This window comes from Variovorax sp. YR752, from assembly GCF_943372545.1.
The window spans coordinates 1-21,207 of record NZ_CALRZC010000096.1; the positions used below are offsets into that span (position 1 = coordinate 1).

At 69.4% G+C, this 21,207-nt stretch carries 24 protein-coding genes; 15 read left to right on the forward strand and 9 right to left on the reverse strand.

Going from position 1 to position 21,207, the window contains the following annotated elements; genetic code table 11:
- The 6 genes from msrA to AAG801_RS21570 all read left to right on the forward strand — a co-directional run.
- A partial coding sequence (gene msrA, locus AAG801_RS21545; RefSeq protein WP_341890195.1) for a peptide-methionine (S)-S-oxide reductase MsrA occupies positions 1 to 359 on the forward strand: 359 nt, incomplete at its 5' end.
- Positions 360 to 384: 25 nt separating this feature from the next.
- Positions 385 to 780 (forward strand): hypothetical protein, encoded by a 396-nt coding sequence (locus AAG801_RS21550; protein ID WP_257884777.1) that lies wholly within the window; start codon positions 385 to 387, stop codon positions 778 to 780.
- An 84-nt stretch (positions 781 to 864) separates the two neighbouring features.
- Positions 865 to 2,964 carry a TonB-dependent receptor gene (locus AAG801_RS21555; protein WP_341890196.1) on the forward strand — a complete coding sequence of 700 codons (2,100 nt, stop codon included), beginning with the start codon at positions 865 to 867 and terminating at the stop codon, positions 2,962 to 2,964.
- Positions 2,965 to 3,007: 43 nt separating this feature from the next.
- Positions 3,008 to 3,955 (forward strand): AEC family transporter, encoded by a 948-nt coding sequence (locus AAG801_RS21560; protein ID WP_341890197.1) that lies wholly within the window; start codon positions 3,008 to 3,010, stop codon positions 3,953 to 3,955.
- 133 nt (positions 3,956 to 4,088) lie between these two features.
- Positions 4,089 to 4,463, forward strand: a complete 375-nt coding sequence (locus AAG801_RS21565; protein WP_341890198.1) for a hypothetical protein — start codon at positions 4,089 to 4,091, stop codon at positions 4,461 to 4,463.
- Entirely contained in the window at positions 4,463 to 5,674 is a 1,212-nt protein-coding gene (locus AAG801_RS21570) for an OmpA family protein (protein WP_341890199.1), read from the forward strand. Before AAG801_RS21565 ends, AAG801_RS21570 begins: the two co-directional genes overlap by 1 nt.
- Before the next feature lie 7 nt (positions 5,675 to 5,681).
- Here AAG801_RS21570 and pdxH read toward each other — a convergent pair whose 3' ends face one another.
- Entirely contained in the window at positions 5,682 to 6,335 is a 654-nt protein-coding gene (gene pdxH, locus AAG801_RS21575; RefSeq protein ID WP_101490264.1) for a pyridoxamine 5'-phosphate oxidase, read from the reverse strand.
- Positions 6,336 to 6,364: 29 nt separating this feature from the next.
- Here pdxH and AAG801_RS21580 point away from each other — a divergent pair, with 29 nt between their 5' ends.
- Positions 6,365 to 6,934: a nucleotidyltransferase family protein gene (locus AAG801_RS21580; protein ID WP_341890200.1), complete on the forward strand. Its 570-nt coding sequence runs from the start codon at positions 6,365 to 6,367 to the stop codon at positions 6,932 to 6,934.
- Between the two features lie 17 nt (positions 6,935 to 6,951).
- Here the strand turns inward: AAG801_RS21580 and AAG801_RS21585 are convergent, their stop codons facing one another.
- Together AAG801_RS21585 and AAG801_RS21590 are read right to left on the reverse strand one after the other, a co-directional pair.
- A complete protein-coding gene (locus tag AAG801_RS21585; RefSeq protein WP_101489449.1) occupies positions 6,952 to 7,491 on the reverse strand; it encodes a superoxide dismutase family protein in 540 nt (179 codons plus the stop codon).
- Entirely contained in the window at positions 7,488 to 8,180 is a 693-nt protein-coding gene (locus AAG801_RS21590) for a gamma-glutamylcyclotransferase (RefSeq protein ID WP_341890201.1), read from the reverse strand. The genes AAG801_RS21585 and AAG801_RS21590 overlap by 4 nt, the downstream gene beginning before the upstream one ends.
- A 135-nt stretch (positions 8,181 to 8,315) precedes the next feature.
- Between AAG801_RS21590 and AAG801_RS21595 the strand changes: the two genes are divergently transcribed.
- Entirely contained in the window at positions 8,316 to 8,864 is a 549-nt protein-coding gene (locus tag AAG801_RS21595; RefSeq protein WP_341890202.1) for an OmpA family protein, read from the forward strand.
- Between the two features lie 52 nt (positions 8,865 to 8,916).
- Here the strand turns inward: AAG801_RS21595 and AAG801_RS21600 are convergent, their stop codons facing one another.
- Positions 8,917 to 9,945: a LacI family DNA-binding transcriptional regulator gene (locus AAG801_RS21600; RefSeq protein ID WP_341890203.1), complete on the reverse strand. Its 1,029-nt coding sequence runs from the start codon at positions 9,943 to 9,945 to the stop codon at positions 8,917 to 8,919.
- A 182-nt stretch (positions 9,946 to 10,127) separates the two neighbouring features.
- Between AAG801_RS21600 and AAG801_RS21605 the strand changes: the two genes are divergently transcribed.
- From AAG801_RS21605 to AAG801_RS21635, 7 genes are all read left to right on the forward strand, one after another.
- Complete coding sequence (locus tag AAG801_RS21605; protein WP_341890204.1) at positions 10,128 to 10,700, forward strand: gluconokinase; 573 nt, start codon at positions 10,128 to 10,130, stop codon at positions 10,698 to 10,700.
- On the forward strand, positions 10,697 to 11,221 hold the full coding sequence (locus AAG801_RS21610; RefSeq protein ID WP_341890205.1) for a TRAP transporter small permease: 525 nt from the start codon (positions 10,697 to 10,699) through the stop codon (positions 11,219 to 11,221). Before AAG801_RS21605 ends, AAG801_RS21610 begins: the two co-directional genes overlap by 4 nt.
- Before the next feature lie 10 nt (positions 11,222 to 11,231).
- Entirely contained in the window at positions 11,232 to 12,512 is a 1,281-nt protein-coding gene (locus tag AAG801_RS21615) for a TRAP transporter large permease subunit (RefSeq protein WP_101489455.1), read from the forward strand.
- Between the two features lie 71 nt (positions 12,513 to 12,583).
- Positions 12,584 to 13,591 (forward strand): TRAP transporter substrate-binding protein, encoded by a 1,008-nt coding sequence (locus AAG801_RS21620; RefSeq protein WP_341890206.1) that lies wholly within the window; start codon positions 12,584 to 12,586, stop codon positions 13,589 to 13,591.
- A 113-nt stretch (positions 13,592 to 13,704) separates the two neighbouring features.
- Positions 13,705 to 15,531, forward strand: a complete 1,827-nt coding sequence (gene edd / locus AAG801_RS21625) for a phosphogluconate dehydratase (protein WP_341890207.1) — start codon at positions 13,705 to 13,707, stop codon at positions 15,529 to 15,531.
- A 47-nt stretch (positions 15,532 to 15,578) separates the two neighbouring features.
- Positions 15,579 to 16,214 (forward strand): bifunctional 4-hydroxy-2-oxoglutarate aldolase/2-dehydro-3-deoxy-phosphogluconate aldolase, encoded by a 636-nt coding sequence (gene eda / locus AAG801_RS21630; protein WP_101489458.1) that lies wholly within the window; start codon positions 15,579 to 15,581, stop codon positions 16,212 to 16,214.
- A gap of 2 nt (positions 16,215 to 16,216) precedes the next feature.
- Positions 16,217 to 16,945 carry a haloacid dehalogenase type II gene (locus AAG801_RS21635; protein WP_341890208.1) on the forward strand — a complete coding sequence of 243 codons (729 nt, stop codon included), beginning with the start codon at positions 16,217 to 16,219 and terminating at the stop codon, positions 16,943 to 16,945.
- A 4-nt stretch (positions 16,946 to 16,949) separates the two neighbouring features.
- Here AAG801_RS21635 and AAG801_RS21640 read toward each other — a convergent pair whose 3' ends face one another.
- The 5 genes from AAG801_RS21640 to AAG801_RS21660 form a co-directional block, all read right to left on the reverse strand.
- Positions 16,950 to 17,513, reverse strand: a complete 564-nt coding sequence (locus tag AAG801_RS21640) for a DUF1697 domain-containing protein (protein WP_341890209.1) — start codon at positions 17,511 to 17,513, stop codon at positions 16,950 to 16,952.
- A gap of 28 nt (positions 17,514 to 17,541) precedes the next feature.
- A complete protein-coding gene (gene gloA / locus AAG801_RS21645) occupies positions 17,542 to 17,955 on the reverse strand; it encodes a lactoylglutathione lyase (RefSeq protein WP_101489461.1) in 414 nt (137 codons plus the stop codon).
- A gap of 57 nt (positions 17,956 to 18,012) precedes the next feature.
- Positions 18,013 to 18,693, reverse strand: coding sequence for a glutathione S-transferase family protein (locus tag AAG801_RS21650; RefSeq protein ID WP_341890210.1), 681 nt, complete (start codon positions 18,691 to 18,693; stop codon positions 18,013 to 18,015).
- Between the two features lie 115 nt (positions 18,694 to 18,808).
- Entirely contained in the window at positions 18,809 to 19,504 is a 696-nt protein-coding gene (locus tag AAG801_RS21655; protein ID WP_341890211.1) for an ABC transporter ATP-binding protein, read from the reverse strand.
- Positions 19,501 to 21,186: an iron ABC transporter permease gene (locus tag AAG801_RS21660; protein WP_341890212.1), complete on the reverse strand. Its 1,686-nt coding sequence runs from the start codon at positions 21,184 to 21,186 to the stop codon at positions 19,501 to 19,503. Before AAG801_RS21660 ends, AAG801_RS21655 begins: the two co-directional genes overlap by 4 nt.
- Positions 21,187 to 21,207 lie beyond the last annotated feature (21 nt).

Here is a 21,207-nt window from a genome sequence, read left to right on the forward strand (position 1 = left end):
AATTCGACCCGGCGCAGATCAGCCTGCGCGAACTGCTCGAGATCTTCTTCGTGGTGCACGACCCCACCACGCTCAACCGCCAGGGCAACGACGTCGGCACGCAGTACCGCAGCGGCATCTACACCTCGAGCGACGCGCAGAAAGAAGTGGCCGACTCGGTGATCCGCGAGATCGAGGCCAGCAAGACCTACAGCGCGCCCGTGGTGACCGAAGTGGCGCCGCTGGCCAACTACTCGACGGCCGAGGCCTACCACCAGGACTACTTTTTGAACCACCCGAACCAGGGCTACTGCGCGTTCGTGGTCGGCCCGAAGGTCGAGAAGTTCCAGAAGACCTTCGCGTCGCGCGTCAAGGCCTGATCCTTCGCTTTTTCTTCACGCCCCTGTGTCCGCCACCCTCCGCCAGACCCCGACCCGCATGACGCGCACCACGCGCGCGCTTGTCGTCGCGCTGGCGTTCGCGCTCTGGTTCGCGGGCACGATGGGGCTGATGCACCGTTCGCTGCACGTGCCGGGCCTGCCAGCTGCTGCAGCAGCGGCGACGGCACAGGCCGAGCACCGGCACGACACCGGCCACACGCTGGCCAGCCTGTTCGGCGTGCACAACGACGCCGACTGCCGCCTGTACGACCAGCTCGCGCACGGCACGGGCGTGCCCGGCGTGCCGCTGGTGGTGCTGCCGATGCTGCTGCCGGCAGCCACCTTTGCTTATCTGCAGGGCGAAGCCATCGCCCGCTGGGTCGCGCTCTTCGACGCGCGCGGCCCGCCTTCCACTCGCTGAATCCCCCGTGTTCCGGTTGCTGCACCCGCCTCGGGCGGGTGAGGGCGGCCGGTCGTTCCCCGATTCAACGAGTGTTCTTTTTTCATGACCCCCCACTTCCGTCGCAACGCCATCGGCGCTGCCGTTCTTTCGCTCGCCTCGGTGGCGAGCCTGGCCCAGACCGCCGACTCCGTCCCTGCCGCCCCTGCCGCTGACACCTCCAGCCTGCGCGAGGTCACCGTCACCGGCAACCCGCTGGGCGCGAGCGACCTGATCGCGCCGACCACCTCGCTGTCGGGCGACCAGTTGCTGCTGCGCTCCGAATCGACGCTCGGCGAAACGCTGAACAACCTGCCCGGCGTGAGCCGCAGCTACTTCGGCCCCAACGCCAGCCGCCCCAGCATCCGCGGGCAGGACGGCGACCGCATCCGCATCCTGCAGAACGGCGGCGGCGCGCCCGACGCCTCGGCACTGAGCTACGACCACGCCGTGCCCGTCGATGCGCTGGTGACCGAGCGCATCGAGGTGCTGCGCGGCCCGTCGGCGCTGCAGTACGGCGGCAGCGCCGTGGGCGGCGTGGTCAACGTGATCGACAACCGCATCCCGACCGAGCCCATCAACGGCTTCGGCGGCCGTGCCGATCTGGGCTACGCCAGCGGCAACAAGGAAAAGAGCGGTGGCGTGCTGCTCGAAGGCGGCAACGACCGCTTCGCCCTGCACGTCGATGCCTTCAATCGCGATTCGAAAGACGTGTCGGTGCCGATCGACCTCGAATGCAGCAAGCCCGGGCGCCCGTCGCTCGCGCGCCGCATCTGCAACTCGCAGAACCAGGCGAACGGCGGCGCGGTCGGCGGCACGCTGTTCTTCAGCCAGGGCTGGATCGGCGCCTCCGCCAGCACCTACCGCAGCAACTACGGCACCGTGGCCGAGGACGAGGTGACCATCGGCATGAAGTCCGACCGCTACGCGCTGGAAGGCGAGTGGCGCCCGGGCGGCTTCATCCGCAGCATCCACGCGAAGGTGAGCCGCACCGACTACCGCCACACCGAGTTCGAGGGTGCCGAAGTCGGCACCACCTTCTCGAACCTGAGCAACGACCTGCGCATCGAGGCGCGGCACGAAAAGATCGGCAACCTCGAGGGCCTCATCGGCTTCAGCCGCGAGACCAACCGCTTCGCCGCCGACGGCGCGGAGGCCTTTGCGCCGCACAGCCGCACGCGCTCCAACGCGCTGTTCCTGCACGAAGAGCTCGGCACCTCGTGGGGCCGCCTGAGCTTCGGTGCGCGCACCGAGAAGGTCACGGTGCGCTCGTTGGGCTACCCCGACGACCTGTCGGTGACGCGCTTCGCCGTCGGCGAGCGCACCTTCAATCCGCACAGCGCGGCGTTCGGCGCGCTGGTCGACCTCACGCCGCAGTGGCAGCTGACCTCGAACCTGGCCTACACCGAGCGCGCACCGAAGGACTACGAACTGCTCGCCAACGGCCCGCACGTGGCGACCGCGGCCTGGGAGATCGGTGATCCGAACCTGGGCAAGGAAAAGTCCACCGGCTTCGACCTGGGCGCGCAGTGGAAGTCGGGCCCGAACACGGCCCGCATGAACGCGTATGTCACGCGCTTTCGCAACTACATCGGCCTGACCGCGTCGGGCCGCACGCTCGACGAGGAAGGCCAGGTCGTCACCGACCCCGAGGCGGTCGACACGCTGGCCGAGTACCGCTACGGCGGCACGCGCGCGCGCTTCACGGGCATCGAGGCCAACGGCAACCTGCGGCTGCTGGGCACCGACGGCTTCGCGCGCATGGCCGACGCGGGCACGCTCGACCTCGAATGGCGCGGCGACATCGTGCGCGCCAAGAACCTCGACACCGGCGAGCCGCTGCCGCGCATCGCGCCGCTGCGCCTGGGCGCCACGCTGGCCTACGGCAACGGGCCGTGGACCGGGCGTGTCGGCTTCGACTACAACGCCGCGCAGCGCCGGGTGCCCGACGTGGGCGCGCGCGAGACGGATGCGTACACGCTGTGGAACGCGTCCATCAGCTACCGCATGAAGGTACAGCGCGCCAACCTCACCTGGTACGCGCGCATGGACAACATCGGGAACAAGCTGGCCTACACGCCGACGTCGATCCTGACGACCACGGTGTTCCCGAAGGCGCCGCTGCCGGGGCGGTCGTTGAAGGTGGGATTGCGCGTCACGTTCTGACGTTCCGACCTTCCGAGCGAGGAGCGCGCGCTATCCTCGCCGGGTGAATTCCTTCGTCATCTCTTCGCTCTTTCCCGTCGTTCTTCTCATCGCCGCCGGCTACCTCGCCGGACGGCGCCGATGGATTGGTGGCAATGCGGTCAAGGACCTGTCGAACCTCATCTTCCTGCTGCTCGCGCCGGCGCTGCTGTTCCGTGCCATGAGCACGGTGCACGTGCAGGAGTTGAGCCTCAAGCCCGTGGCCGCGTACTTCATCGCCTCGGGCCTGCTGTTCGCGGGCACGCTCGCGTGGCGCGGCTTCAACCGCACCGGCGCGGTGCTCGCGCTGGCCAACACCTACAGCAACACCGTGATGATCGGCATCGCGCTGATCGGCCTGGCCTACGGCGAGGCCGGCATGGTGGTGCTGCTCACGCTGATCTCGCTGCATTCGCTCGTGCTCATGACCAGCGCCACCGTGGTGCTCGAGCTGGCCGTCGCGCGCGAGCATGCGATGAGCGGGGCGGAGCGCCGCTCCATGGCGCGCACCGTGCTGGGCGCGCTGCGCAACGCCATCATCCATCCGGTGCCACTGCCCATCATTGCGGGCCTGCTGTTCGCGCAGACGGGGCTCGTGATGCCCGAGGTGATCGACAAGCCGATCCAGCTGCTCGGCCAGGCCTTCGGGCCGGTCGCGCTGGTGATGGTGGGCATCACGCTCGCGCTCACGCCCACCGGGCGCCACTGGCGCGGCGCGTTGGTGCAGGCGCTGGTGAAGAACCTCGTGCACCCGCTGCTGGTGGCCCTCATCGGCTGGCTGCTCGGCGTGCGCGGCATTCCGCTCACCGTGATGGTGGTGGCGGCGGCGCTGCCCATCGGCGCCAACGTGTTCCTGTTCTCGCAGCGCTACCGCAGCGCCGAAGACCTGGTCACGGCCAGCGTGGCCGTGTCGACCGTGCTGGCGCTGGGCACGCTCACGCTCGTGATGGTCTGGGTGCAGTGGTTGCCCTGACGCTCCCCATTTCCTCCGCGCTTTTCGCGAACTTTTGCCCGACTGGGCGACAGCGGTAGCCCTATGCCGTTTGGCAGGGCTGGCCGTTTGGTGGGCTGGCGAGCGGCGTTCGCGCCCCTACATTTGCCGGCTGATGACGATCTACCCGGCGCGCGTTTCGCCCCTTGCCCTTGCAGTGACGGCGGTGGTCGCGACGGTGGTCGCGCTGCACGGCGCGCGCGCCCATGCGGCGGGCGAGGCCAAGCCGTGCCGCACGCCGTGCCTGGCGGTTCCCAAACCGGCTGAGGCACCGCAGGCAAAGGACACAGAGCCCAAGCCTGCTGCGCGGCCAGTGCCGAAGTCGCGACCGCAGATCACCGCCACCGCAGCCCCTGCGCCCGAGGCGCATCGCGAGCCCGCCGAGCGACGCCCCGCGCCATCGAAACGCTGCAGCGAGATCAACATGCGCGCCGCCGTCGGCGAGCCGCTGTCGGACCAGGACATGAATATTTTGAGGAGCCAGTGCTGATGACCACGAAGACGAACACCGCCGTCCCTCCAACCTTGTGGCGCGTGCTGGCGCTGTGTACCGCCGCGCTGCTGGCCGCCGCCTGCGCGCACCGCCCCGCGCCCAGCAGCGCCATGCCCTTCGACCAGGCCGTCACCCAAGCGGTCGACGACCTCATGGTGCAGACCCAGAAGCTGCCGGCCTTCCTGGCCAAGGTGGAGTCGACGCTGACGCAGCGGCGCATCGTGATCGACCCGCTGCTCGAAGGCGCCAGCGGCCAGCAGACCGAGGTGACGCGCGTCGCCGAGCAGCGCATCGTGCAGCGCATGCAGGCGCAGTTCAAGCAGTTCACCGTGACGCCGTTCAACGCCAACGAGATCGGCAACGCGCAGTACGTGCTCAACGGCACGCTGGTGCGCGACAAGGACGCCTCGGGCGCGCCGTACCGGCTGAACCTCGCCATGACCGAGATCAAGAGCGGCATGGTGATCGCGCAGTCGGTGGCGCGCATCAGCGACGCGTCGCTCGACACGCGGCCCACCGCCTTCTTCCGCGACAGTCCGGTCAACGGCAAGGACCGCGGCGTGGAGGGCTACATCCGTACCGCCGAGACGCCGGCCGGGCAGGCCGCCGACGCGCTGTACCTGGAGCGCTTGCCGACCGCGACCGTGCTGCAGGAAGCCACCGCCGCCTACGAGGCCGGCCGCATGAGCGAGGCCTTGAGCCGCTACGAGGCCGCGTCGAAGCGGCCTGATGGGCAGCAACTGCGCATCTACAGCGGCCTGTACCTCACGCAGTCGCAGCTGGGCCGCACGGCCGATGCCGAGCGCACCTTCGGCACGCTGGCGCGGCTGGGGCTCGAGAGCAACAACCTGAGCGTCAAGTTCCTGTTCAAGCCGGGCTCGACCGACTTCCTGGCCGACCCGAAGATCAGCGCGGCCTACCCGATGTGGCTGCGCCAGATCGCGCGCCAGGCGGCGCAGATCGATTCGTGCGTGGTGGTCACGGGCCACACGAGCCGCACAGGCTCGGAGGCGGTCAACGAGCGGCTGTCGCTGCAGCGCGCGACCAGCGTCAAGGCGCGGCTGGTGGGCGAGGCGCCGCCGCTGTCGAAGAAACTGCGCGAAGCCGGCATGGGCTTTCGCGAGAACATCGTCGGCACGGGCGCCGACGATGCGAGTGACGCGCTGGACCGGCGCGTCGAATTCAAGGTCGCTGGTTGCGAGGCCTGACGCGAACTCAGGGGGCCAAGCGTTCGCGCACCCAGTCGGCGCCCTCAAGCCGGTAGCGCAGCCGGTCGTGCAGCCGGCTCTTGCGGCCCTGCCAGAACTCCCAGCGGTCGGGCACCAGGCGGAAGCCGCCCCAGTGTGGCGGACGCGGCGGCGAGAGCAAATGCCTGGCGGCGTACACGGCCGCGTTCTTCACCAGCACGTCGCGTCCGCTGATCACTTCGCTCTGCGGACTGGCCCAGGCGCCGATGCGCGAATCGAGCGGGCGGCTGGCGTAGTAGGCGTCGCTCTCCTCGGCGCTGACCCTTTCGACGCGGCCCTCGATGCGCACCACGCGCTCCAGCTCGACCCAGTGGAATTGCAGCGAGGCATACGGGTTGCCCGACAGCTCGCGCCCTTTGCGGCTGTCGTAGTTGGTGTACCAGACGATGCCGCGCGCGTCGTAGCCCTTGATGAGCACGATGCGGCTGGACGGCCGCAGGTCGCTGCCCACGGTGCACAGCGTCATCGCATTGGGCTCGGGAATCTGCGCGCCGATGGCCTCGGTGAGCCAGCGCTCGAACTGCTGGAGCGGGTCGGCGGCGCTGCGGGTCTCGTCGAGCTCGGCGCGCTCGTAGCTCTTGCGCAGCGCGGCCAGCGCGTCCTTGGAAAGAGGAGAAGTCATGCCGGGATTGTTGCGCACATACTCGGCCCATGACGACGACAGAGGCGAACTCCCCGACCGTGATCGTGCTGGCTTCGGGCCGCGGCGAGCGCTTCATTGCGGCCGGCGGCACGGGCTCGAAGCTGAAGGCGCTGCTCGCGGGCAAGCCGGTGCTCGAACGCACGCTCGACGCGGTGCGCGCCAGCGGCCTGCCGTGGCGGCTGGAAGATGCCGGTCACCCCGGCATGGGCGACTCGATTGCCGCGGCCGTGCGCGCCACGCCCCACGCGGCGGGCTGGCTGATCCTGCCGGGCGACCTGCCGCTGGTGCAACCCGCCACGCTGCGGGCGGTGGCCGCCGCACTCGGTGGGCGGGTGAATGCCGTGCAGCCGCAGTACCGGGGCGAGCGCGGACACCCGGTGGGATTTGCGGCGGGCTGCTGGGCGCAGCTGGCGGCGCTGGAGGGGAACCTGGGCGCATCGTCCGTCCTGCGGGCGATGCGTGCGATCGACTCGGTCGTCGATCTGGCGGTGGACGATGCCGGCGTGGTGACCGACATCGACACGCCCGAGGCCCTGGCGCAGGCCGAGGCGCTCTGGCAGGCGCGCGCGGGCGCCTGAGTACTCACGCTTTTTTCTTAGTTTTGAGCAACGACGGCGCAGAGCACGCGCGGGCCGGCGTTGCCGGCGGGCTGCGTCGTGAAGTCGTCGCGGTCGCGATGCACCACCAGGGCACGGCCACGCACGTTGTTGGCGGCACCGTCCTTTAGCGAGATCGCGTGGTTCTCGACGCTGAAGCGCGCCACGCCGCTGGCATCGGCCACGAGGCTGGGCAGCTCGCCGGCATGGCTGCCGGGCGCGGAGAACTTGCCGTGCGTGCCGCCGGCCGGGTTGAAGTGGCCGCCTGAGGCATTGCCGTTGTTGCCGCAGTCGCCCTTTTCGTGGATGTGGAAACCGTGCTCGCTGCCCGGCGCCAGGCCGCGCACTTCGCCGGACACGCGCACGCCGTGGTCGAGCGCGGTGAGCGTCACCGAGCCGCGCGCGGGGTTGGGCGTGACGGCGGCGGTGGGCGTCAGCTCGACCGTGGTGCTCGGCTTGCCGCCCATGCTGCCGCAGGCGGCGAGCATGGCAGTGGCGAGGAGGGCGGTGCCAGTGGCGAGGAGACGTCGATGGATCATTGGTTTTCCTTGTTGAACGGGGTGGAGGGTTGGGAGGACGCGGTGTCCGAAGACCCCGCAACGTATACCGGAGCCGGGGCGGCCCCGCAATCGGCCGGTGTCTGAAATGGCGGCTCGGCGGCCAGCGCCACCAGCCGCGCCAGCGCCACGTCGTGGATCGCATGGCGCTGCAGCTCAAGGAAAGTTTGGCGCGCGTAGTCGAGCGAGCTGCCGTAGCGGCCCACGGCATTCGCGAAGATGTGGCGGTAGCGCTCGTCGCTGAGCTCGCCCGTGAAGTTGGGGCTGCGCCGCGAGAGCGTGAAGGCCAGCGCGCGCACCGGCCCTTCGGCCGTGCCGCATTGCAGCCACTTGGGGTCGTACACGCCGGTCGGCATCTCGCGTAGCCAGAGGCGCTTCAGCGTTTCGAGCCCCTCGGCGCGGGGCACGCGGAACACCACGCCCCGGCAGCTGCCGCCCGAGAGCAGGCCGAACACCAGCCCCGGCGTCTGCACGCTGCCGCGGTTGACCCGGCTCCACATCTTGAGCGCGCGGTGCCAGCCGTGCACCGAGGCCGCGCGCCGTTCCGCAAAACCGAACTCGGGCCGCCAGATCAGCGAGCCGTAGCCGAACAGCCAGAGATCGTCGCGGCCGCCCCAGTCGGCGATCGCGCGTTCCAGCATCGGCTGCGGGTCGCGAAGCGGACGGGGCATCGGGTCGAGCCCCGGCGGACCGGGGTCCGGCGCGCCGGCTGACACGGGGGTGTCGGAGGGGGCGCCTACAATTTCGTGATCATGGTTCACCGCACCATTATTTACCGACCCCTTTCCTACGGAGATCGCGCTTCCATGAACAACGACGACAGCCAGCAGAATTTCGCCCTCGGCTTCCTGGTGGCATTGATCGCGCTCGTGATCATGTTCGTGATTGGCGTCGCCTTCTGGCACAGGGGCCTGGGCGCTGCGACAGTGCAGGCGAAGCCCGCTGTCGCGGCTTCTGCGGCTGCGCCCGGCGGCGCAGTCTCGGTGACCGAAGTCACCGAGACCGTCACCGTGGTGATCCCCGACGGCGCCAGCATCCGCGTGGTCGGCGGCGTGGTGAACTTCTACTTCGCGACCGGCAGCGCCGACCTCGCACCGGGCGCCGCCGAGGCGCTGGCCCTGGTCATCAAGGGCGTCGAGGGCGGCCGCAAGGCGGTGGTCTCGGGCTTCCACGACACCACCGGCGACGCCGCCGTCAACGAGGAACTCGCCAAGAAGCGCGCACAGATGGTGCGCGAGGTGCTGGCAGGCCTGGGCGTGCCGGCCGAGAAAATCGACCTGCAGAAGCCCGCCGTCACCGCCGGCACGGGCAACAACGCCGAGGCGCGCCGCGTCGAAGTGAAGCTGGTGGACTGAGCGCCCTGCGCATCCAAGCAAAGCCCGGCCTGTCCGGGCTTTTTCATGCGCCTCAGGTGCTGCCGCGCACGACCAGCTCGTAGTCCAGTTCGATGCAACCGGGCTGCGCCAGTGTGCCGCGCATGAGGCCCAGCAGCATCTCGGCGCCGGCCTGGCCGACCTCGCTGCGCGGCGTGCGCATGGTGGTCAGCGGCGGCACCATCTGGTCGCTGCCTGCCAGGTCGTTGAAGCCGGCGATGGCGATGCGCCCGGGCACCGGCACCTGCAGTCGGTTGGCGGCCAGCAGCCCGCCCTGCGCGATGTCGTCGTTGCAGAAGAAGATGGCATCGATGTCCGGCATGCGCTGCAGCATCTCCTCGAACAGGCGTGCGCCCAGCGCGATCGACGAGCGCTCGGGGCTGAGCATTTCCAGCCGCGCGTCGTAAACGCCCGCTTCGCGCAGGCAGCGGCGATAGCCCTCGGCGCGCTGCAGCACGCGCGGATCGAGCTGCGCGCCGCAGAAGGCGATGCGGCGGTGCCCGCGTTCCAGCAGATGGCGCGTGACGGCGGCGCCCGCGTCCACCTGCGAAAAGCCCACGCAGGCCACGCCCGGCGCGGTGCTGGTTTCCATCAGGTGCACGCAGGGCACGCCGCTGTGCGCGATGAGCTGGCGTGCCGTTTCGCTGCGGTCGAAGCCGGTCACGAGCAGGCCTGCGGGGCGGTGGGGCAGGTAGGTGCGCAGCAGCAGTTCTTCTTCGGCGCTGTCGTAGTGCGTCACGCCGATGAAGGGCTGGTAGCCGACGGGAAAGAGCGTGCGGTGCACGGCTTCGAGCAGGTCGACGAACAGGGTGTTGGACAGCATCGGCACCAGCACCAGCACCTGGCTGCTGCGCTGCGACGCCAGGGCGCGGGCGGCCGGGTCGGGCACGTAGCCCAGGCGCTCGGCCGCTTCGCGCACGCGCAGGGTCAGCACCGGGTCGACGCCGCGCTCGCCGCGCAGCGCGCGCGAGACGGTGATCGGGCTGACGGACGCGGCGCGCGCCACGTCGTCGAGGGTGATGCGGCCACTGGAGCGGCGGGTGCGGCGGGGCGCGTCGGTCAAGGGTAAATCCGGAGAAAGGTGAAGCTCATTGTTCTATAGGATAGCGCTATCCATCAAAGGGTTAACAAGTAGTTTGCGACTGCAAATAAGGTGCAGGCCAGCCGTTTTCCCTCTGAGCGACAATTGAAGAGAACCCCGATTGCCCAGGCCCGAGCCTCCGCCCGGGCCTTTTTTGATTCCCAATGGACAGCGCTATCTCAAAATTTCAACCGCAGGCCCTCGTGGTCATGGGTGTGTCCGGATGCGGCAAGTCGAGCGTCGGGGCGGCCTGTGCCGAGGCGCTGGCCTGGACGCTGCACGAGGGCGACGCGTACCACGCACCCGAAAGCGTCGCCAAGATGCGCGCCGGCACGCCGCTCACCGACGACGACCGCGCCGGCTGGCTGGACCGGCTGGCCGACCTGCTGGCGTCCCCGCCCGCAGGCGCCGGCCGGGTGCTGACCTGCTCCGCGCTGCGCAAGCGCTACCGCGACCGCCTGCGCCAGGCGGTGCCGCGCCTGGGCTTCGTGTTCCTGTCGCTGGACTACGAGGAGGCGCTGGCGCGCGTGCAGTCGCGCGCGGGCCATTTCTTCTCGCCGGCACTGGTCGCGAACCAGTTCGCCACGCTCGAATCTCCCGTGGGCGAGCCGGGCGTGCTGGTGCTGGACGCCACGCAACCCATGGCGGACCTGGTGGCCGCCGTCGTCGCCTGGGCCGCCGCACCTGCTTCCGCTTCAACCACAGGGCGCGACACGCCGCCCGGAGACATCGCATGAGCCACTCTCCCCAATCTCCCTCGACACCGCCGGTGCGGCCCAAGCCGGCGCTTCAGCGCCTGGCCGAACTCTTCATGGTCGTGGCGCTGGCCGGCATGGTCATCGCGGTCTTCGTGAACGTCGTGCTGCGCTACGTGTTCGCCACCAGCATCGTGTCGTACGAGGAAATCTCGCGCCTGCTGTTCGTCTGGCTGGTGGCCGTGGGCACCATCGTCGCGGCCTTCGAGGGCAAGCACCTGGGCTTCGACATGCTGACCTCGCGCCTGAAGGGCGGCCCGCGTAAGGGCCTGTTCTGGCTGAGCCAGCTGCTGGTGGCCGGGTGCATGGTGCTGCTGCTGAAGGGCGCGTGGGCGCAGGTGGTGGCCGGCATGGAAAGCTTCAGCACGGTGCTGGGCTATCCGCTGGCGCTCGGCGCCGCGGCCACGCTGGTGCTGGCCGTCGGCCTGCTGGTGGCGCTGGTGTTCGACCTCGTGCGCGGTGAGCCGCCGGCGAGCGCGGGCGGCGTGGGCGACATCGAGTGAGGACGGCACCATGATCGTCACCGCTCTCTTCCTGATCGTGCTCATCGGCGGCATGGTGATCGGCATGCCGATCGCCCACGCGCTGGTGCTGACCGGTGTCGCGCTCATGTGGCACCTGGACTTCTTCGATGCGCAGCTGCTCGCGCAGAACCTGCAGGCCGGCTTCGACAACTTCCCGCTGCTGGCCGTGCCCTTCTTCATCCTGGCCGGCGAGCTGATGAACGCGGGCGGCTTGTCGCGCCGCATCATCGACCTGGCCCGCGCATTCGTCGGGCACATTCCCGGCGGCCTGGGCTTCGTGGCCATCGGCGCCGCCGTGCTGCTGGCGTCGATGAGCGGCTCGGCCATTGCCGACACCGCCGCGCTCGCCACCATCCTGCTGCCGATGATGCGCGAGCAGAAGTACCCGCCGAGCTACAGCGCGGGCCTGCTCGCGTCGGGCGGCATCATCGCGCCGATCATTCCGCCGTCGATGCCCTTCGTGATCTACGGCGTGACGACCAACACGTCGATCAGCAAGCTGTTCCTGGCCGGCGTGTTTCCCGGCCTGATGATGGGCGCGTTCCTGATCGGTGCCTGGTGGTGGATCGCCCGCAAGCACAAGCTGCCCGCCATGGCGCGCGTGGCATGGGGCGCGCGCATGAAGGCGCTGCTGCACAGCTTCTGGGCCATGATGATGCCGGTCATCATCCTGGGCGGCCTCAAGGGCGGCATCTTCACGCCCACCGAAGCCGCCGTGGTGGCCGCGGTGTATGCGCTGATCGTCTCGATGTTCGTGTACCGCGAGATGACCTGGGCCGGCCTGTACGAGGTCTTCCTCGCGGCGGGCAAGACCACCGCCGTGGTGATGTTCCTGTGCGGCGCCGCGACCGTGACCGCCTACATGATCACGCTGGCCGACCTGCCCAACCTGCTGGCCGACAGCTTCGCCGGCGTGATGGGCGACCCGATCGTCTTCATGGCGCTGATGATGGTGTTCCTGCTGGTGGTCGGCACGGCGATGGACCTGACGCCCACCATCCTGATCTTCGGCCCCGTGTGCGCGCCGCTGGCCATGAAGGCCGGCATTGACCCGGTGTACTTCGGCTTCATGTTCATCTACGTGGGCTGCATCGGCCTGATCACGCCGCCCGTGGGCACCGTGCAGAACGTGGTGGCCGGCGTCGGCAGGCTGCGCATGGAAACCGTGATCAAGGGCACCACGCCGTTCCTGCTCATGTACGTGCTGCTGGCCGTGCTGTTCGTGCTGTTCCCTTCGCTCATCACGGCACCGCTGGCCTGGATGCACTGACCCGCCAATCCTTTCCTTTTCTTTTTCCTTTTTCTTCCTCTCGTTCCCCTTTCGATACTCAGGAGACTTCCATGCGCATCCGTTTCGCTCTCGCCGGCCTCGTGGCCGCACTCGCCACCGCCGGCGCCGTCCAGGCGCAGGACTTCAAGCCGCGCATCGTGCGCTTCGGCTACGGCCTGGTCGACAACTCCAACCAGGGCCGTGCGGTCCGCCTGTTTGCCCAGGAAGTCGAGAAGGCGTCGGGCGGCAAGATGAAGATCCGCGGCATCGGCAACGCGGCACTCGGCTCCGACACGCAGATGCAGCAGGCGCTGATCGGCGGTGCGCAGGAAATGATGGTCGGCTCCACCGCCACGCTCGTGGGCATCGTTCCCGAAATGGCCGTGTGGGACACGCCCTTCCTCTTCGCCAACGTGAAGGAAGCCGACGCCGTGCTCGACGGTCCCGTGGGCGAGAAGGTCAAGGCCAAGCTGGAGCCCAAGGGCATGGTCGGCCTGGTCTACTGGGAGAACGGTTTTCGCAACCTCACCAACAGCAAGCGCCCCGTCAACAAGCTCGAAGACATGGGCGACATCAAGCTGCGCGTGATGCAGAACAACGTGTTCCTCGACAGCTTCAAGGCGCTGGGCGCCAACGCCGTGCCGCTGCCGTTCTCGGAGCTGTTCACCGCCCTCGAAACGCGCGCCGTGGACGGCCAGGAGAACCCGTTCAACACCGTGGTGTCGAGCAAGTTCTACGAAGTGCAGAAGTACCTGACGGTGACCAACCACGTCTACAGCCCCTGGATCGTCACGGTCAGCAAGAAGTGGTGGGACACGCTGAGCCCGGCCGAGAAGAAGGTGTTGCAGGACGCCGCCGTGAAGAGCCGCGAGTTCGAGCGCAAGGACACCCGCGAGGAAGCCACCAAGGCGCTGGCCGAACTGCGCACCAAGGGCATGCAGGTGAACGAGCTGCCCGCCACCGAGGCCAACCGCATGCGCGAGAAGCTCACCAGCGTCAACAGCGGCATCGCCAAGTCCGTGGGCCAGGAGACCTGGGACGCGGTCAACGGCGCCGTGGCGCAAGTGCGCGGCAAGTAAGCCCTTTCCCCTCGGACGAAGGCGGTTTCGCACCGCCTTCGTCACTTTCGTGCCGGGTGTGGGGTTTACCATGAAGGCCCCAGCCAGCCGGCGCATTCACAGCCCCAGCAAGCATGCCACTCCACGACACCGTCCAAGCCGTCACCCGACGCATCCGCGAACGCAGTGCCCCCACCCGCACCGCGTACCTCGAGCAGATCGACGCCTACAGGCACCGTGACCGCGGCGCCGACCGCATGGGCTGTGCCAACGTGGCGCACGCCGTGGCCGGCATTTCGGCCAACGACAAGTTCAAGGTGGTGGCCGAGCGCGCGCCCAACATCGGCATCGTCACCGCCTACAACGACATGCTCTCGGCCCACGCGCCGTACCAGGGCTACCCGGACATCATCAAGCACGAGGCCCGCCGCCACGGCGCGACCGCGCAGGTGGCCGGCGGCGTGCCCGCCATGTGCGACGGCGTCACGCAGGGCACGCCCGGCATGGAGCTGAGCCTGTTCAGCCGCGACCTCATCGCCATGAGCACCGCCGTCGCGCTCACGCACGACATGTTCGACAGCGCGCTCATGCTCGGCGTGTGCGACAAGATCGTGCCGGGCCTGCTCATCGGCGCGCTGCACTTCGGCCACCTGCCCACGGTCTTCGTGCCCGCCGGGCCGATGCCCTCGGGCCTGTCGAACACCGCCAAGTCGAAGGTGCGCGAGCAGGCGGCGCAGGGCCTCGTGGGCCGCCAGGGCCTGCTCGATGCCGAGATGGCCGCGTACCACACGGTCGGCACCTGCACCTTCTACGGCACCGCCAACAGCAACCAGATGCTGCTCGAAGCCATGGGCCTGCATGTGCCCGGCACGGCCTTCATCCAGCCCGGCGACGCCATGCGCGAAACGCTCACGCGCGAAGCCGTGCGATCGGTGCTCGGCAAGGCGAGCGACACCGCGTTCAACTGCCCGCCCATCGGCGAGATGGTCGACGAGCGCTGCATCGTCAACGCCATGGTCGCGCTGCTGGCCACGGGTGGCTCCACCAACCACCTGATCCACTGGGTGGCCGTGGCGCGCGCCGCGGGCATCCTCATCGACTGGGACGACTTTTCCCAGCTGTCCGACGTGGTGCCGCTGCTCACGCGCGTGTACCCCAACGGCAGCGCCGACGTGAACGAGTTCCAGGCCTGCGGCGGCCCGGGCTTCGTGATCGGCGAGCTGGTCGAGGCCGGCCTGATGCATGCCGATGTGCTCACGGTGCGCGCCGGCGGCATCCGCGAATTCGCGAACATCCCGTCGCTGGTCGGCGAGAACACGCTGCAGTGGACGCCGGCCGCGCCACTGCAGAAAGAAGCCGTCACGCGCCCGGTATCGAGCCCCTTCAGCGCCACCGGTGGCCTCAAGCTGCTCGGCGGCAACCTGGGGCGCAGCGTGATCAAGGTGTCGTCGGTGCCCGACGACCGCCATGTCATTGAAGCCCCGGCGCGCGTGTTCGACTCGCAGGCCGCGCTGCACAAGGCGTTCACGGCCGGCGAGCTGGAGCGCGACGTGGTCTGCGTGGTGCGCTGGCAGGGCCCGCAGGCCAACGGCATGCCCGAGCTGCACAAGCTCACGCCGCCGCTGTCGGTGCTGCAGGGCAAGGGCTTCCGCGTGGCGCTGGTCACCGACGGCCGCATGAGCGGCGCGTCGGGCAAGATCCCGGCCGCCATCCACGTGTCGCCCGAAGCCGCTGCGGGCGGCCCGCTCGCCAAGGTGCGCGACGGCGACCTGATCCGGCTCGACGCGGTAGCGGGTACGCTTGCCGTGTTGCTGCCTGACGATGAATGGGCCGCACGCGAAACCGCCGTGCAACCCGAAGCGCAGCGCTTCGCCGACGGACGCGGCCTCGGCCGCGAACTGTTCGCCGGCATGCGCCGCAACGCCTTGGCTGCCGAAGAGGGCGCCTGCACCTGGCTGTGAACACCAGCATCGCCCGCAGGCGATGCGCAACGCAATGGAGCTATGACATGACAGACAGACTCACTTCCCTCGACGTGATGCGCGACGCGCCGGTCATTCCGGTCATCGTGCTGACCGACGTGAAGCACGCCGTGCCGCTGGCGCGCGCGCTGGTGGCCGGCGGCATCCGCATGCTCGAGGTCACGCTGCGCACGCCGCAGGCGCTGCAATGCATCGAGGCCATCGCCAAGGAAGTGCCTGAAGCCGTCGCCGGCGCCGGCACCATCCGCAGCGCGGCCGATGCGCAAGCCTCGGCGCTGGCCGGCGCCAAGTTCGGCGTGAGCCCGGGCTACACGCGCTCGGTCGGCAAGGCCTGCCACGACCTCGGCCTGCCGCTGCTGCCCGGCGTGGCCACCGGCAGCGAAATCATGACGGCGCAGGAAGACGGCTACACCCAGCTCAAGTTCTTCCCCGCGCTGCAGGCCGGCGGCTTGCCGATGCTCAAGGCCTGGCAAGGCCCGTTCGGCGATGTCACCTTCTGCCCCACGGGCGGCATCCATGCGGGCAACGCGGCCGAGTTCCTCGCGCTGTCGAACGTGGCCTGCGTGGGCGGTTCGTGGATCGTGCCGACCGACGCCATCCGCGACGGCGACTGGGCCCGCATCGAGCAACTGGCACGCGCCGCGAGCCAGCTGCCGCGTTGATCATGAGCGCCGATTTCGACGCGAGCGACCTCAAGGTCATCGCGTTCGACGTGTTCGGCACGGTGGTCGACTGGCACAGCGGCATTGCGGCCGAGGTCGAGCGCGTGCTGCCCGGCGTGGACGGTGCGGCCTTTGCGCTCGCCTGGCGCGCTGGCTACCAGCCTGTCATGAAGGCCGTGATGGAACGCATCGCGGCCGGCGAGGGCGGCTTCACGCTGCTCGACGAGCTGCACCTGAGCATGCTCGAGCAGGTGCTGCACGACTTCAGCCTGGCCGACCACCTCGACACCGCCGCCAAGCGCGACCTGAGCCGCGCGTGGCACCGCCTGCCGGCCTGGCCCGATGCGGTCGAGGGCCTCACGCGGCTCAAAAAGAAGTTCACGATCTGCACGCTCTCCAACGGCAACATCGGCCTGCTCACCGAGATGGCCAAGCGCGCCGGCCTGCCCTGGGACTGCGTGCTGTCGGCCGAGGTGTTCAAGGCCTACAAGCCCGACCCGCGCACCTACCTCGGCGTGGCGGGCGTGTTCGACGCGACGCCCGGGCAGGTGATGCTGGCCGCGGCGCACCACGACGACCTGGCTGCGGCACGCGTGTGCGGCCTGAAGACGGCGTACATCGAGCGGCCCCACGAGTTCGGCCGCGCCCAGCCGAAGGACGTGTCGCCGCAGCCGGACAACAGCCTGCATGTGCGCGACATCGTCGCGCTGGCCGACCGGCTGGGCTGCTGATCAATCAGTCCGTGATGAGTTTTTCCACCGTGCGCAGGTTGCGCGTGGTGGTGCTCGACTTGTAGCGGGTCTTCGCGAGCAGCTTCGCCACCGGCGTGTCCAGGCTTTCGCCGCGCGGGCACTGCCAGTACAGCACGCCATCGCCGCGCACCAGCTGTTCGACCTTGGCATCGACGGTGCCGGCCTTCTCCACGATCTCGTCGAGCATCGCGGCGTCGGAGCCGAACACGATGTACGGATGGTGCGTGTCGTCGATGCGTTCAAAGGGATAGCTTGCGGCCATGTCGGCCACCTGCTGCTGCGTGCGCAACACGATCCACGCCTCGTAGCCGAAGCACTGGCGGAGCGCTTTCTCGATGCGCGTGCGCAGCGCGGCGGCATCGGGCGCGTCGGTGTCGAACAGCACGTTGCCGCTGGCGAGCACCGTGCGCACCGCGCCGAAGCCGAGTTCGTCGACGAACAGCGCCTTCAGGTCGGCGCTCTTGATCGTGATGCCGTTGACGTTCACGCCGCGCAGCAGGGCGACGTAGCGCGTCAGCGGCGCCTGCTTCTTCTTCGGGCTTGCCATGGCGTTGTTGCTTGCTGCCCGAAACGGCTCAGCGCAGGCCGCCGCCCGACGCGTTCTCGTTGCGCTGGATCAGTTCGATCTTGTAGCCGTCGGGGTCCGTCACGAAGGCGATCACCGTCGTGCCGCCCTTGACCGGACCGGCCTCGCGCGTCACGTTGCCGCCCGAGGCCTTGATCTTGTCGCAGGCCGCGTACGCATCAGGCACGCCGAGCGCGATGTGGCCGTAGGCGGTGCCGAGTTCGTAGCTCTCGGTGCCCCAGTTGTAGGTCAGTTCGATCTCGGCCTGGTCGGGGTTGCCGTTGCCGTAGCCGACGAAGGCCAGGCTGTATTTGTACTCGGGGTTTTCCGACGTGCGCAGCAGCGTCATGCCGAGCACCTGCGTGTAGAAATCGATGGAGCGCTGGAGATTGCCAACGCGCAGCATGGTGTGGAGAAGTCGCATCTCGTGGGTCGTGTCGTTATGGGGGGAAGGGCTATTGTCGCCCTCTGCTCCTGGCGATCAAGCCGCCAGCGTCAACAGGTGCGCCTGGTGCTTCTTCAGAAAATCCATCAGATGCTGCGGGTACTCGGGCACCACCGCCGCGCGCACGCTGGGGCGCGCGGCCAACGCATGGCGCCAGGCATTCACCTTCGGCAGCGCATCGAACAGGTGCGAATCGCTGATCGCGTCGAACACCTCGAAGTAGCGGAACACCGGCGCGAACACCGCGTCGACGAGGCTGAAGGCCTCGCCCGCAAAGTACGGGCCTTGCCCCAGCGCGGCTTCGACGCGCGCGAACTTGGCGGCCAATGCCTCGCGCTTCTGCGCGAACACGGCGGCGTCCTGCGTGGTCTCGTAGCCCCACAGGTCGGCGAGGACGGCCGAGCCGAATTCCATCCATGCGCGATGTTGCGCACGTGCGAGCGGGTCTTCGGGGTGCAGGCGGGCGCCGGGTTGCGTCTCTTCGAGGTACTCGCAGATCACGTTGCTCTCGAACAGCACGGCCTCCGTGCCGCCGGGGCGCTGCACCTTCAGCAGCGGCACCTTGCCGAGCGGCGAGATGTCGAGAAACCACTGGGGCTTGTTCGCGAGATCGATCACGACGCGCTCGAAGGGCACGTTCTTCTCGTGCAGCGCGATCGCGGCGCGTTGCACGTACGGGCACAGCAGGTGGCTGACGAGGGTGAGGGCCTGGGGCATGGAGCTTTCCGTTCTCGAAAAAGTGGGTGGGCAGGATCGCCGCGATTCTTGCGGTCCTGAACAACCTTTTCCCGAAAAGCCCATTCGACAAACGGGCCCCTTGTGCTAGAGCACTCTACGGCGCTGGCGAGGGCGCCGTCTCCAGCCAGTGCGTGATCCGCCCGTTGTGCATCACCCCGATGCGGTCGGCCATCGCATGCGCTTCGGCCTCGTTGTGCGTGACCAGGATGGCGGTCTGCCCGGCCTTCTTCAGGATGCCGCGCACCTCGGCGGTCAGGCGTTCGCGCGTGCCGCCGTCGAGGTTGGAAAACGGCTCGTCCAGCAGCAGCAACGCGGGCGAGGGCGCCAGCGCACGGGCCAGTGCGATGCGCTGCTGCTGGCCGCCCGACAGCTCGTGCGGGTAGCGCTCGCCGGCCTCGGCCAGGCCGACCAGCGCGAGCATCTCGGTCACGCGCGCCTGCTGCGCCGCGCGGCCCAGGCGGCGCAGGCCGAAGGCCACGTTCTTCGCGGCCGACAGATGCGGGAACAGCGCGTACTCCTGGAACATCATGCCCACGCGCCGCTGCTCGGGCGGCAGGTGCTTCTGCGGCGACGACAGCAGCGTGTCGCCGAGGCGGATGGTGCCGGCGCGCACGGGCTCGAAGCCGGCGATGGCGCGCAGCACCGTGGTCTTGCCGCAGCCCGAGGGGCCGAAGAGGCAGGCGATCTCGCCCGCGGCCAGGTCCAGCGAGAAGCCGTCGACCACCGTGTGCGGGCCGCGCGGCGTGTCGTACGCGAGCTGCAGCGAGTCGAGATGAAGCGGAGAACTCATGCGGGGTCCGTGTCGGGAGGCGTCACCGCCGGTGTCGCACCGAGCTGGTTGCGCGCCAGCAGCACCACCGGCAGCAGGCCGGCGACCACGATGGCCAGCGCGGCGATCGCGCCTTCCTCGTAGGTGCCGCGCGCGGCCTCGGCGTAGAGCCAGGTGGCGAGGGTGTCGAAGTTGGCCGGCCGCAGCAGCAGCGTGGCCGGCAGCTCCTTCATGGCGTCGACGAAGACCAGCAGCGCGCCCGCCGCGATGGCGGGCTGCAGCAGCGGAAGGTGCACGCGGCGCAGCGTGCCGCCCGTGGTTTCGCCGAGCAGGCGCGAGGCCTGCTCGATGGCGGGCGGAATGCGCGCCAGCCCGGCCTCGATGCCGCCCACGGGCATCGCAAGAAAGCGGATGGCGCAGGCCACGACCAGCACGATGCCCGCGCCCATCAGCGGCAGGCCCTGCCAGCCCATCGCACCGGCCAGCGCTGCGTCGAAGGCCAGTGCCGGCGTCAGCAGGCCGATGGCGAGCACGGTGCCCGGCACCGCATAGCCCAGCGTGGCTGCGCGCGCCTGCCAGCGTGCGCGGTTGGGGCTGGTGCCCTGGCTGCGCGAGGCCCAGGCCACGACCAGGCCGGCTGCCACGGCGACCACGGTCACGCCGGCTGCGAGCGCCAGCGTGTTGCCGAGGCTGGCCACGAGGCCCTGCGAAATGCCGCCGCCCTGGTGCAGCCGCTTGCCGCTTTCCCAGACCAGGTACAGCGCGGGCGCGACGAAACCGATCAGCACTGGCAGCGCCGCCGTCGCGGTCGCCGCCCAGGCCGCGCCGCCGTGCAGGCGCCGGGGCTGCACCGCACGCATGCGCTGCGCGGAGCCGAAGCGCTGGTGCTGGCGGCCGTTGCGTTCGAGCCAGACCAGCGCCACCACCACGAACAGCATCGCGCAGGCGATCTGTGCGGCGCCGGCCAGGTCGGAGCGCGTGATCCAGGTGGTGTAGACCGCCACCGTGAGCGTGTTCACGCCGAGGAATTCGGAGGCGCCGATGTCGTTGAGCGTCTCGAGCAGTGCCAGGCTCAGGCCGACGGCCAGTGCCGGCCGCGCGAGTGGCAGCGCCACGCGAAAGAAGGCGCCGCGCCGGTTCTCGCCCAGCGTGCGCGCCGCTTCCATCAGGTGCGCCGGCTGCGTCATGAACATCGCGCGCGCCGTCATGTAGACGTACGGGTAGAGCACGAAGCCCAGCACGAAGATCGCGCCCGGCATCGAGCGCAGATCGGGCAGGCGGAACTGGCGCGGGCTGTCGAAGCCCAGCATCCAGCGGATCGCGCCCTGCACGGGGCCGATGGGATGCAGCAGGTCGAGGTAGGCGAAGGCGACGATGTAGGTCGGCATCGCCAGCGGCAGCAGCAGCGCCCAGTTGAGCACGCCGCGGCCGGGGAAATCATGCGCCGTGACCAGCCAGGCGCAGCCGGTGCCGATCACGAGGACGAGGGTGCCGACGCCCGCGAGCAGCAGCGCCGTGTTGAGTGCCGCCTGCGGCAGCACGTGCGCGAACAGCGGCCCCCAGTGGCCGACGCCCGAGCCGAACGCGAGCCAGGCCAGCGTGAGCACCGGCGCCAGCACGCCGAGCGCAATGAGGAACGACGCGCAGCGCCACGCCGGGCCCGCGGCGCGCAGGCCCGGCGGCTGGCGCCGCGACATCAGCATTCAGTCGCCGGCACGGCGTGC